Here is a 12957-nt window from a genome sequence, read left to right as displayed (position 1 = left end):
CGGTAGGCACCACCGAGCGCCTAAACCTTTGACCCGCCCGCTGCATCCGATCCGCAACGCCCCGCTGGAATTCCCCATGTCCCGCCCAATGCTGCGAGCCCTGCTCATGCTCATCAGTGCACTGCCCTTCGCCGCCGTCTCTGCCAGCCAGGACCAGGCCAACGACCAGACCCGCCGCCTGGTCCGCCAGATCATGCTGGATGAGCGCATCCCAGGGCTGCAGTTGGCCGTGGTCAAGGACGGCCAGATCGTGCTCTCCGAAGCCTACGGCCTGGCCAACGTGGAGAACGGCGTGCTCGCCTCGCGCGACACCCGCTTCCCACTCAACTCGGCCACCAAAGCCTTCACCGGGGTCGCCATCGCACAGCTGGCAGAGCAGGGCCGAGTGGATCTGGATGCACCCGCCTCGCGCTACCTGGACGACCTCCCCATGGCATGGCGCGAGGTGCGCGTTCGCCAGCTGCTGGCCCACACCTCGGGCCTGCCGGACATCCTCGATGCCAACGGCCTGCTGGGCGGGGGTTCCGAAGCGCAGGCATGGACGGCGGTCAGCGCGCGACCGCTCGAAGCGGCACCCGGGCGGCGCTTTGCCTACAACCAGACCAACTACGTGCTGTTGTCGCGGATCATCGCGCGGCAATCCGGCATGCCCTACGAACGCTTCCTTGCGACCGGCCAGTTCAGTGGCGCACGCATGGCACGCACCACCTTCGGCGACAGCTACGACCTGATTCCGGATGCGGCGACGATGTACAGCCTGGCGCCGCGTGCAACCGATACGGCCGACATGCCGCCGCGCATGTCGCACTGGTTCTACGACATGCCGCCGAGCCTGTGGGCCGGTGGCGGCATCCTCACCACCGCCGACGACACTGCGCGCTGGCTGGTCGCGCTGACCGAGGGCCGCCTGCTGGGCGACGCCGCGCGCGCACGCATGTGGTCGGCAGAGCGTCTGCCCGATGGCCGTGCCGGCCCGTGGGCGGGTGGCTGGCCGGTACTGCGCGCATCGCCCGACCTGCAGGTGGCCGGTATCGGCGGTGCACGCTCGGCCTTCGTGGTCTATCCCGAGCGAGGCGTGGCGGTGGTGATGCTGACCAACCTGGTCGGTGCCAACCCGCAGCGGTTCATTCCGCGCATCGCCGATTTCTATGCGCCCGCGGCAACGATCGCCACGCCTAGCCCCGTGGGCCGCCCATCACCGGCAGGATCACCCCGCTGATGTAACTGGCACAGACCGGCGAGGCCAGGAACACATACGCCGGTGACAGCTCTTCGGGCTGTGCAGGCCGCCCCATATCGCTGTCCCTGCCGAACTCGGCGACGTCCTCGGCCTGCTTGTCGGCCGGGTTCAGCGGCGTCCACACCGGACCCGGCGCCACGCAGTTGACCCGGATGCCACGCGGCAGCAGCTGGCTGGCCAGCGCCTTGGTGAAGGCATGGATCGCGCCCTTGGTGGCCGAGTAGTCGATCAGTGCCTTGCTGCCGAACAGGCCGGTCTCCGAGCCGGTATTGATGATGCTGGCCCCCTCGCCCAGATGCGGCAGTACCGCGCGCGCCATCTGGATGTACCCACCGATGTTGGTCTGCAGGGTCTCCTGCAGGTGCGCGTCTTCCAGGTCTTCCAGACGCTCGCAATGCAGCTGGAACGCGGCGTTGTTGACCAGGATGTCGATGCCGCCGAACGCCTTGGCCACCTGCTTGACCGCCTTGTTGCAGAAGCGTGGGTCGCGCACGTCGCCAGCGATCACCACGCAGCGGCCGCCTTCGCGCTCCACGTGCTGGCGGGTGATGTCCGCGTCTTCGGCCTCGTCCAGGTGCAGCACTGCCACATCGGCGCCTTCGCGTGCGAACAGCACCGCCACCGCACGGCCAATGCCCGAATCGCCACCGGTGACGATCGCGCGCATGCCCTGCAGCTTGCCGCTGCCGGCGTAGTCCGGTGCAAGGAAACGCGGCGCCAGTTCCAGTTCGTGTTCATGCCCGGGCTTGGCCAGCTGCTGCGCCGGCATCGTTTCCGGTTGCCGGCGTGCACCGGCCTGGGTAGCGGTCTTCCTTGTGGCCTTTTTCGCTGCGCGCACGTCCTTGGCTTTCTCCTGGTCCTGCAGGCGCCGCTGCCGGGCCGCAACGCGGGCGGCGCGGGGATCGCTGGCCGCCGCCTTGCGGGTGGCGGTCTTCACCACCCGTGGGCGATCAGGGTCGGCAGCGGTCTTCGTCGCGGTGCTGCCTTTGCGCACCTTGGGCGAGGCTTTGCGGCGAATGGGGGTTTTCCTGGTGGTGGCCATGCAGGTCTCCTCGGGAGGGAAAGGGGCTGCCGGCCAGCGGCCGACACTACCGGGGGGCGGCATCCGCCGCGACTGCAGTGTCTCCACCCACGCTGTTGGCGGGGGTGAGCGCACCGTATCCACGATGTGCACGGTATTCATTCCGCCACCACGTGCGGCGTCGCACGCTGCACCCAACCACACCAAGGAATCCTTCCATGAAACATGCCATCGCCACCGCCGCCGTCTGTCTTGCCCTCGCCGCCTGCAGCAGCACGCCGATGGCCCAGGTGCAGCCGATCGACGGCGTGATTTCCGGCCAGTGCCACAGCGACATGGTGCGCGGCGCACTGGGCCTGGCGGCGTCGGATGCCACCGTGGCCCGTGCACGCGTGGACAGCGACAGCCTGCACGTACGGGTGCTGCGCCACGATGGTCCGCGTGTGCCGCCGGCCAGCGAAGGCGGCGACCGCCTGACCATCGAGAAAGGCCGCACCAACAACATCGTCGCGATCTACTGCGGCTGACGACTGCGGCTGAGCCGGCGCGCCCTGCGCAGTACGCGCAGGGTGGCCTGTTCCCACTGGCGCAGCCCACGCAGGCCGGCCAGCTTGGCCAGTTCGCCGCGCTCCCAGCCGGCGAACACGCACGGGTCGATGTAGGCCTTGCGGCACACCGCCGGGGTGTTGCCCAGCAGCGACGCCACCTCGCACACCACCGCGCGCTGCGCCTGCGCCAGGGCGCGCTGGCTGGCCGGCTCCGGCAGCTCGGTAGCCGCGAACGCCTGCACCGCTGCCACGGTGCCGCCCCAGGTGCGGAAATCCTTGGCGGTGAAGTCCTCACCCATCACCCCGCGCAGGTAATCGTTCACTGCACCGGAGTCCACCGGCTGCAGCGCACCGTCGTCATCGCGGTACTGGAACAGCGCCTGCCCCGGCAGCTGCTGCAGGCGCCGCACCAGCAGCCCCAGCCTGCGGTCGCCCACGGTCACCTCCTGCAGCTGCCCGGACTTGCCGCGGAAGCGCATGCGTACGCGGCCGCCGCGCAGCAGTTCCAGATGCCGGTTGCGCAGCGTGGTCAACCCGAACGAACGGTTCTGCTGTGCATAGGTTTCATTGCCGACCCGCACCAGCGTATCGGCCAGCAGCGCGACCACCATGGCCAGCACCTTTTCCTGTGGAAACCCGGGTCGCTTGAGATCCCGTGACAACCGCCGCCGCAACGTGGGCAACGCCTCGCCGAAGGCAATGATGCGGTCGAACTTGCCGGCGTCGCGCTCCTTCGCCCAGTCGGCGTGGTAGCGGTACTGCTTGCGCCCGCGGGCATCGCGGCCAGTGGCCTGCAGGTGGCCGTTGGCGTGGGCGCAGATCCACACGGCGGTGTAGGCCGGTGGGATCGCCAGCGCGCGGATCCGCTGCAGGGTGGTGGCATCGCGCACCGCGTGGCCATCGGCATCGCGGTAGCTGAAGCCCTTGCCGGCGCGGCGCCGGCTGATGCCCGGCTGGGTGTCATCGACATAGCGCAGGCCGGCAGCACGCGCGGCCTGTCGTTCGGGGGTGGAGGGGGTTGGCATGCGCGCAGTGTCGCTGCCGCGCTGCCGCGATCCTGTCGATAACACAAGACAAACACGTGAGGATCGGTTCGCCGCTATGCTCGGGCTTTCACAATCCCTTCCGGAGTCATGATGTCGTTCCCGATTCGCGCCCGTTCGCTCTCCGCCCTGCTGCTGCCGGCCGTGCTGGCCCTGACCGCCTGCCAGGCACCGGCGCTGGATGAACAGGATTCGGCCACGGCCCATGCCCAGCAGGCTGCCGAAGCCGCCAAGGCGCCGGCCGACGAGGCTGGCAAGGCCACCGAGGCGCCGCCGGTCGGCACCTGCGATGCCAGCCAGGTGCAGAGCCTGGTCGGCCAGGCCTACGCCGACGCGCTGGGCAAGCAGGCGCAGGAAGATGCCGGTGCCCACCAGCTGCGCGTCATGAAGCCCAATGACGTGGCCACGATGGAGTTCCTCGGCGACCGCCTGAACATCGAAGTGGACGACAAGGGCCTGGTCAGCGGCGTGCGCTGCGGCTGAGTTCGACCCCGCGCCGGCACTGGGTTGCCGGCGCGTTCTGTTGCACCTGCAACCGTGTATTGCGGCGCTGCAGCAACCTGTGATCTAGTCGAGGCATCCGGTGGCCTCACGATGCGCTCCAGGGATTGAGCGGGCTTGAGTGTCCCCGTTCAATTCATCCCGCATCGAGGTAGAGATGGCCCCCCGCAACCGCCAAGGGCTTTACGACCCGCGCTCCGAGCGCGATGCCTGTGGATTTGGCATGGTCGCCCAGCTCGACGATCAACCTTCGCGCCTGTTGGTTGATACCGCCATCGCCGCGCTTTCGCGCATGACCCACCGTGGCGGCGTCGCTGCCGATGGCCTGACCGGTGATGGCTGTGGCCTGCTGCTGCGCCGCCCCGATGCATTCCTGAAACTGCTGGCCAGCGAAGCCGGCATCACCACCGCCGCGCGCTTCGCTGCCGGCCTGGTGTTCCTGCCGCACGACGCCGACGCCGCCGACGCCTGCCGCACGCAGCTGCAGGCGCAGGTGGAAGCGGTCGGCTGCAAGGTCGCCGGCTGGCGCGAGGTACCCACCGACGACAGCGTCTGCGGCCAGCTGGCGCGCGATACCCTGCCGCGCATCGAACAGGTGTTCGTCGATGCCGGCGTCGGCCAGGATGATGCCGGCTTCGCGCTGGCGCTGTTCCTGGCCCGCCGCCGCAGCGAACAGCAGCTGCGCGGGCACGCCGATTTCTACGTCACCACCCTCACCCCGGATGCGATCAGCTACAAGGGCATGGTGCTGCCGGACAAGCTCAGCCGCTTCTACCCGGACCTGCAGCGGCGCGAACTGGCCTCCAGCGCGATCGTGTTCCACCAGCGCTTCTCCACCAACACGCTGCCGCGCTGGCCGCTGGCCCACCCGTTCCGGATGCTTGCCCACAACGGCGAGATCAACACCATCGAAGGCAACCGTCGCTGGGCGCAGGCGCGCAGCAAGGTGTGGAAGACCCCGCGCTTCGACATCGCCGAGTTCGACCCGGTGATCTCCATGCACGGTTCGGACTCGCAGAGCCTGGACAACATGCTGGAGCTGATGGTCGCCGGCGGCATGGAGTTGATCCAGGCGCTGCGCATCCTGGTGCCACCGGCCACCCAGTCGCTGGAGTTCAAGGATCCGGACCTGGCCGCGTTCTACGAATTCCATGGCCTCAACAGCGAGCCGTGGGATGGCCCGGCCGGCATCGTCGCCTGCGACAGCCGCTACGCCGTATGTACCCTCGACCGCAATGGCCTGCGCCCTGCGCGCTGGATGCTGACGGCCGACCGCCACTTCCTGGTCGCCTCCGAAGCCGGTGTGTGGGAAGTGCCGACCGAGCGCGTGGTGCGCAAGGGCAAGCTGGGCCCCGGCGAAATGGTGGCCATCGATCTCAAGCGCGGCGACCTGCTCGACTCCGATGCGGTGGACCGCATCAACCGCGGCCGCGCACCGTACAAGCAGTGGCTGCAGCAGGGCGTGACCTACCTGCAGACCGAACTGATCGATCCCTCGCTGGTGGAAGAGCCGTTCGACGAAGGCACCCTGCGCAGCTACCACAAGCTGTACCAGCTCAGCAGCGAGGAAGTGGAACAGGTGCTGCGGCCGCTGGCCGAGACCGAACAGGAAGCCACCGGCTCGATGGGCGACGACACGCCGATGGCGGTGCTGAGCCAGCGCAGCCGTCCGCTGTACGACTATTTCCGCCAGGCCTTCGCGCAGGTCACCAACCCGCCGATCGACCCGCTGCGCGAAGACTGCGCGATGTCCCTGTCCACCCAGCTCGGCAAGGAGACCAACATCTTCCATGCCGGCCCGGAGACGGTGAACCACGTCATCCTCAATTCACCGGTGCTCAGCCAGCGCAAGCTGCGCCAGCTGCTGAAGATGGACCAGTACGTGCAGGCCAACCGCCTGCTCGACCTGTCCTACAGCGAAGACGAGGGCCTGCGTGCCGGCATCGAGCGCATCTGTGCCGAGGCCGAACAGGCCGCGCGCGAGGGCATGGTGATGCTGCTGCTGTCCGACCGCTACCCGGTGGCCGGGCGGCCGATGGTGCATGCGCTGCTGGCCACCAGCGCCATCCACCACCACCTTTCGCGGCTGGGCCTGCGCTGCGACGTCAACCTGATCGTGGAAACCGGCACCGCGCGCGACCCGCACCACATGGCCTGCCTGCTCGGCTTCGGCGCCACGGCGGTGTATCCGTACCTGGCCTACCAGACCCTGTTCGACCTGGGCCGCCGCGGCATCCTGAAGCTCAGCAAGGGCGGTGAGCAGTCGCAGATCGGCCGCCGCTACCGCAAGGGCGTCTACAAGGGACTGTCGAAGATCATCTCGAAGATGGGCATCTGTACCGTGGCCAGCTACCGCGGCGCGCAGCTGTTCGAGATCATCGGCCTGGAACCAGAGGTCGTGGACCTGTGCTTCCCGGATACCGCCTCGCGCATCGGTGGCGCCGGCTTCGCCCGCCTGGATGCCGACGCGCGCGAACTGTGCGCGCAGGCGTGGGACGCGCAGCAGGACGTGGATGTCGGCGGCCTGCTGAAGTACGTGCACGGCGGCGAGTACCACATGTACAACCCGGACGTGGTCACCACGCTGCAGCGCGCAGCGCGCAGCGGCGACCCACGTGCGTGGCAGCAGTACTGCGATGCGGTGCACGCGCGTCCGCCGTCGGCGCTGCGTGACCTGCTGGAGCTGGTGCCGGCCGCCACGCCCGCGCCGCTCGATGAAGTAGCACCGGCCAGCGAACTGTTCCCGCGCTTCGATACCGCGGCGATCAGCCTGGGTGCACTGTCACCTGAGGCGCACGAGGCGCTGGCGATTGCGATGAACCGCCTGGGTGGCCGCAGCAACTCCGGCGAAGGCGGTGAGGATCCCGCGCGCTATGGCACCGCCAAGCGCAGCAAGATCAAGCAGGTGGCCTCGGGCCGCTTCGGTGTCACCGCCGAATACCTGGTCAATGCCGAGGTGCTGCAGATCAAGGTCGCGCAGGGTGCCAAGCCCGGCGAGGGCGGCCAGCTGCCCGGCCACAAGGTCAACGAACTGATCGCGCGGCTGCGCTATGCGCGTCCGGGCATCGGCCTGATCTCGCCGCCGCCGCACCACGACATCTATTCGATCGAAGACCTGGCGCAGCTGATCTACGACCTCAAGCAGGTCAACCCGACCGCGCTGGTGTCGGTGAAGCTGGTCAGCCATGCCGGCGTCGGCACGATTGCCGCCGGCGTGGTCAAGGCCGGTGCGGACCTGATCACCATTTCCGGCCATGACGGCGGCACCGGCGCCTCGCCGGTCAGCTCGATCCGCTATGCCGGCGTACCGTGGGAACTGGGCGTGGCCGAAGCGCACCAGGCGCTGCTGGCCAACGACCTGCGCGGGCGCACCCTGCTGCAGACCGACGGCGGCCTGAAGACCGGCCTGGACGTGGTCAAGGCCGCGCTGCTGGGTGCGGACAGTTTCGGCTTCGGCACCGCGCCGATGATCGTGCTGGGCTGCAAGTACCTGCGCATCTGCCACCTCAACAACTGCGCCACCGGCGTGGCCACCCAGGACGAGCGCCTGCGCGAGAACCACTTCACCGGCCAGCCCGAGCGCGTAGAGAATTTCTTCCGCCTGCTGGCCGAGGAAGTGCGTGGCTGGCTGTCGTACCTGGGTGCGCGTTCGCTGGAAGAGATCGTCGGCCGTACCGACCTGCTGCGGCAGATCGACGCCGCGCCGCGCGACGGCGTGCGCGTGGACCTGTCACGCCTGCTGGCCGACAGCCGCTACGAGGGCAGCCACTGCGCGGCGCAACGCCTGTACGAATCGCCGGACAGCCTGGCCACGCAGATGGACGGCCTGCTGGCGCCGGCCATCGAGCACAAGCGCGGCGGCGAACACCGCTTCCTGATCCACAACACCGACCGCAGCATCGGTACCCGCCTGGCCGGTGCGGTGGCACGCGCGCACGGCAACCAGGGCATGGCCGAGGCGCCGCTGGAACTGCGCTTCCGTGGCAGTGCCGGGCAGAGCTTCGGCGCCTTCAACGTCGGCGGCCTGCACCTGGAAGTGGAAGGCGAAGCCAACGACTACGTCGGCAAGGGCATGGCCGGTGGCCGCCTGGTGGTGCGCCCGCCGCGTGGTGCCCGCTTCGAGGCACGCAGTACCGCCATCATCGGCAACACCTGCCTGTACGGCGCCACCGGCGGTGAACTGTTCGCCGCGGGCCGCGCCGGCGAGCGTTTCGCGGTGCGTAATTCCGGTGCGCTGGCGGTGGTGGAAGGTGCCGGTGACCACTGCTGCGAGTACATGACCGATGGCGTGGTGCTGGTGCTGGGCAAGGTCGGCCTGAACTTCGGTGCCGGCTTCACCGGCGGCCTGGCCTACGTGCTGGACGTCGACCGCGATTTCGTCGACCGCTACAACCACGAGCTGATCGACATCCATCGCGTGTCCGCCGAAGGCTTCGAGAACTACCGCCAGCACCTGCACCGCCTGATCGGCCGCCACCGCGAGCTGACCGGCAGCATCTGGGCGCAGCAGATCCTGGACGAGTTCCGCGATTACATCGGCAAGTTCTGGCTGGTCAAACCCAAGGCCGCCAGCATCGAGTCGCTGACCGAAACCCTGCGACGCGCCGCCTGATGTTTTCCGGTAGTGCCGGCCGCTGGCCGGCAACGTTCCCCCTCGCATTCCAGAGCCCGCCATGAGCCGCAAGCACGCCTTCCAGTTCCTCGACCTGCCCCGCACCATGCCGCAGCGCATCCCGGTGGAACTGCGCACGTCCGGCGACTGGGGCGAGCTGTACGGAAAGTTCGGCAAGGAAGACGCCCAGTACCAGGCCGGTCGCTGCCTGGATTGCGGCAACCCCTACTGCAGCTGGAAGTGCCCGGTGCACAACGCCATTCCGCAGTGGCTGCAGCTGGTGCAGGAGAACCGCATCCACGAAGCCGCCACGCTGTGCCACAGCACCAACCCGTTGCCGGAGGTCTGCGGCCGCGTCTGCCCGCAGGACCGCCTGTGCGAGGGCAGCTGCACGCTGGAAGAGTTCGGTGCGGTCACCATCGGTGCGGTGGAGAAGTACATCGTCGATACCGCGCTGGCCAGCGGCTGGCGCCCTGACCTGGGCGCGGTGCAGCCCAGCGGCCACAGCGTGGCGGTGATCGGCGCGGGTCCGGCCGGCCTGGCCTGCGCCGATCGCCTCGCCCGCGCCGGCATTGCCGCGGTGGTCTACGACCGCTACGAGCAGATCGGCGGCCTGCTGCAGTTCGGCATCCCCAGCTTCAAGCTGGACAAGGACGTGATCCATCGCCGCCGCGAAGTGCTGGAGGGCATGGGCGTGCAGTTCCGCCTCGGTGTCGAGATCGGACGCGACCTCAGCGTGCAGCAGCTGCTGGAGACCCATGATGCGGTGTTCGTCGGCACCGGCGCCTACCGCTACACCGATGGTGGCCTCGACGGCCAGGACCTGAAGGGCGTGCTGCCGGCGCTGCCGTTCCTGGTGCAGAACAGCCGCATCGTTGGCGGCGATGACCCGAAGGGCCGGCCGATTGCCGGCTGGGAAGACACCATCGCCCTGCCCGACCTCAACGGCAAGCGCGTGGTGGTGCTCGGTGGTGGCGATACCGGCATGGACTGCGTGCGCAGCGCGGTGCGCCTGGGCGCGGCCAAGGTCACCTGTGCCTACCGCCGCGACGAAGCCAACATGCCCGGCAGCGCGCGCGAAGTGGCCAATGCGCGCGAAGAAGGCGTGCGCTTCCTGTTCAACCGCCAGCCGCTGTCGATCGAGGCCGGCGCCGACGACGAAGTGATCGGCGTGACCGTGGTCGAAACCCGCCTGGGCGAGCCCGATGCCAATGGCCGCCAGAACGCGGTGCCGATCGAAGGCAGTGAATCGCTGCTGGAAGCGGACGTGGTGATCATCGCCTTCGGCTTCTCGCCGAGCGTGCCGGCGTGGCTGGCCGAGCTGGGCGTGGAGGGCCAGTCCAACGGCCGCATCGTCGCCGGGGGCAAGGACCGCCTGCCGTTCCAGACCGCGCATCCACGCCTGTTCGCCGGTGGCGACGCGGTACGCGGTGCAGACCTGGTGGTGACCGCCGTGGCCGAAGGCCGCGATGCCGCTGCCAGCATCGTCCGCCTACTGGCGCACTGAGTCCGGCAACAGCAGCACTTCCAGCAGCGCGCGCAGTTCGCACGGCTCCACCGGCTTGGCCAGGAAATGGTCGATGCCCGCATCGCGGCAGGCCTCGCGCGTGCGCTCCAGCACACTGGCAGTCAGCGCGATGATCGGCACCTGCGCACGGATGGCGCAGGTGTCGCTGCGGATCGTGCGTGCCAGCGCGAAGCCGTCCATGTGCGGCATATGGCAGTCGGTGATCACCAGGTCGAACGGCTGCGCCTGCCAGGCCTCCCATGCCTGCAGACCGTCGTCGCAGGCGTGTACCTGCAGCCCCAGTTCGCGCAGGCGCTGCTCCAGCAACTGCAGGTTGGTCGGATGGTCTTCAACAACCAGCACCCGCGCTGGCGGCAGCGGCCGTTGCCCGACCGTCGTGAGCACCGGTACCGCCGTTGGTGCCGCACAGTCCGCCAGAGCCAGCTCCAGCCATACGGTGGTGCCCTTGCCGGGCGCGCTGCGCAGGTGCAGCTGCCCGCCCATCGATGCCGCCAGCTCGCGGCAGATCGACAGGCCCAGGCCACTGCCACCGAAGCGGCGCGTGGTCGAGGTCTCGGCCTGCTCGTAGGCGGCGAACACCGCCTGCTGCCGCTCCACGCTGATGCCCACGCCGGTATCGGTCACCTGCAGGCGCAGCCACTGGCCACCATCGCGCTGCTGCAGCACGTGGACCTGCAACACCACGCTTCCCTGCAGGGTGAACTTGAGTGCATTGCCGGCCAGGTTGAACAGGACCTGGCGCAGGCGCAGCCCATCGGCCAGCGACCACCGCTGCAACGCGGGGTCGATCTCGCTGTGCAGGTGCAGGCCGCGGCTGGCTGCAACGGGCATCAACAGCTGCTGCACCGCGCGCACCAGCGCCGCAAGATCGGTCGGCCGCAGCTGCAGTGGCGCTGGCTGCAGGCGCTGGCTGTGCAGCACATCGTCGAGGATCTGCCGCAGCATCTGCGCGGCGTCACCCACGGTGGTCAGCACCTGCCGCTGGCCCGCATCCAGGTCACTGCCCGCCAGCCGCTCCAGCATGCCCAGCAGGGTGCTCATCGGCGTGCGGATCTGGTGGCTCATGGTCGCCAGGAAGTGGCTCTTGGCCAGCGCCGCCTGCTCGGCCGCGTGGCGCGCCTCGGCCAGCGCTACGGCACGCGCCTGTGCTTCGCTGACATCCAACCAGTAGCCGCTCCACTCCACGCTGCTGTCATCGCACTGCAGCGGTCGTCCCTGCGAACGGACCCAGCGCCAGCCCTGCGCCGACCGGGTGCGGAAGGTAACGTCGATGGGACCGCGCACCAGCGCGGCCGCTTCGATGCACGCCATCACCCGGCTGCGGTCGTCGGCATGCACCGCAGCCAGCAGCTGCAGATGGTCGATCCGCGCGGTCTCCACGCTTACCCCGAACAGGGCCTGCACGTCGCCGGCGATCTGCGCCAGGCTGTAGTGGCCGGTTGCAGAACGGCGGGCCTGGTAGACCACCGCCGGCAGGTTCGCGGTGACGTCGTGCAACCGCTGCTCCAGCACGCGACGACGCACGCTCTCGCGATGCACGCGCCAGTAGCCGAAGGCATGCAGCAGCACGAGTGCGAGCAGGATCAGCGACGCCGGCACCAGCCAGCGCAGTGCCGACCCGGTGAGCTGCGCGCGTGGCCGATCCGGCAGCCAGGCGCTGCGGTTCGACGCGCGACGCGCATCGCCGTCCTGCAGCAGCTGCCGGTCGAAAGCAGCGACCACCTCGGCACAGGCCGGCGCGGCCGCGAGTACCAGTGCATCGCCGAAGCCCGCGGGTGCCGCGATCACCACCGCGTCACCCGGCTCCGCGCGGAGCGCGGCTTCCACTTCAGCGAGATTGGCGACCACGGCGTCGACCAGCCCGGCGCGCAGCAGTGACAGCGCGTGGTCCAGCGGCGCAGGTGCCAGCAGCTGCGCCCCCGGGGCCTGCTCGGCCAGCAACGCCTCCAGCGGCAGCCGGTCCGGGCTGGCCACGCTACGACCACGCAGGCCCTCCAGCCCCAGCACCGCAGCGGCGCCCTCGCGCCGCACGATCACCTGTGGCACTTCCAGGTAGGGGCTGCTGGCCACCCAGCCGGTCGGTAGCTGAGCGCGCGGCCAGCCCAGCAGCACCTGGGTGCCGGCCGGCAGTGATCCCTCGGTAAGCACCGCCGCAGGCAACGGCTTCGCATGCTGCACTGCCTGCATGCCCAGCAGCGGCAGGTAGTCCGCGGCCAGTCCCGCAACCTCGCCCTGCTGGCTGTATGACAGTGGCGGCCGGTCGGAGCGCCATGCCACCTGCAGGGGGTTCGCACACCCGGATGCAGCGGCGATGCCGGGCAGCAACAGCGATGCCATGACAGCGGCGACGGCGCGGCGGCCGGCGACATTCACGATGGGCGTCCTCATTTCGCGGGCAGGAACCACGGCCGCGCAGCGGTACCGCTGCAGCCACGCTAGCGAGGCAGGCTTCCGCGACAATGAG

The 12957-nt window shown here is 69.2% G+C and carries 8 protein-coding genes; 5 read left to right on the top strand and 3 right to left on the bottom strand.

The genetic code is table 11. From position 1 onward, the window contains the following. Nucleotides 1–106: 106 nt before the first annotated feature. Nucleotides 107–1219, top strand: coding sequence for a serine hydrolase domain-containing protein (locus tag AB1281_RS20535; protein WP_430347020.1), 1113 nt, complete (start codon nt 107–109; stop codon nt 1217–1219). Here AB1281_RS20535 and AB1281_RS20530 read toward each other — a convergent pair. Continuing rightward, nucleotides 1176–2282: an SDR family oxidoreductase gene (locus tag AB1281_RS20530; protein ID WP_430346838.1), complete on the bottom strand. Its 1107-nt coding sequence runs from the start codon at nt 2280–2282 to the stop codon at nt 1176–1178. The two genes, AB1281_RS20535 and AB1281_RS20530, sit on opposite strands and share 44 nt — an antisense overlap. Nucleotides 2283–2479: 197 nt before the next feature. Between AB1281_RS20530 and AB1281_RS20525 the strand changes: the two genes are divergently transcribed. After that, nucleotides 2480–2788: a hypothetical protein gene (locus tag AB1281_RS20525; protein ID WP_049443579.1), complete on the top strand. Its 309-nt coding sequence runs from the start codon at nt 2480–2482 to the stop codon at nt 2786–2788. Here the strand turns inward: AB1281_RS20525 and AB1281_RS20520 are convergent. Next, nucleotides 2776–3834 (bottom strand): DNA topoisomerase IB, encoded by a 1059-nt coding sequence (locus AB1281_RS20520; protein ID WP_430346837.1) that lies wholly within the window; start codon nt 3832–3834, stop codon nt 2776–2778. The genes AB1281_RS20525 and AB1281_RS20520 overlap by 13 nt on opposite strands. Nucleotides 3835–3945: 111 nt before the next feature. Here AB1281_RS20520 and AB1281_RS20515 point away from each other — a divergent pair, with 111 nt between their 5' ends. From AB1281_RS20515 to AB1281_RS20505, 3 genes are all read left to right on the top strand, one after another. Next, on the top strand, nt 3946–4335 hold the full coding sequence (locus AB1281_RS20515) for an I78 family peptidase inhibitor (RefSeq protein ID WP_014035471.1): 390 nt from the start codon (nt 3946–3948) through the stop codon (nt 4333–4335). 175 nt (nt 4336–4510) lie between these two features. After that, on the top strand, nt 4511–8965 hold the full coding sequence (gene gltB / locus AB1281_RS20510) for a glutamate synthase large subunit (RefSeq protein WP_430346836.1): 4455 nt from the start codon (nt 4511–4513) through the stop codon (nt 8963–8965). A gap of 61 nt (nt 8966–9026) precedes the next feature. Next, on the top strand, nt 9027–10472 hold the full coding sequence (locus tag AB1281_RS20505) for an FAD-dependent oxidoreductase (RefSeq protein WP_049422385.1): 1446 nt from the start codon (nt 9027–9029) through the stop codon (nt 10470–10472). Here the strand turns inward: AB1281_RS20505 and AB1281_RS20500 are convergent. Further along, complete coding sequence (locus tag AB1281_RS20500; protein ID WP_430346835.1) at nt 10458–12866, bottom strand: ATP-binding protein; 2409 nt, start codon at nt 12864–12866, stop codon at nt 10458–10460. The two genes, AB1281_RS20505 and AB1281_RS20500, sit on opposite strands and share 15 nt — an antisense overlap. Between the last annotated feature and the right edge of the window lie 91 nt (nt 12867–12957).

This window comes from Stenotrophomonas sp. NRRL B-14846 (assembly GCF_050473585.1).
In the GTDB taxonomy this organism is placed as follows: Bacteria; Pseudomonadota; Gammaproteobacteria; order Xanthomonadales; family Xanthomonadaceae; genus Stenotrophomonas.
The sequence above is the reverse complement of the archived record's forward strand: the minus strand, read 5'-3'. Positions and strand labels throughout refer to the sequence as shown.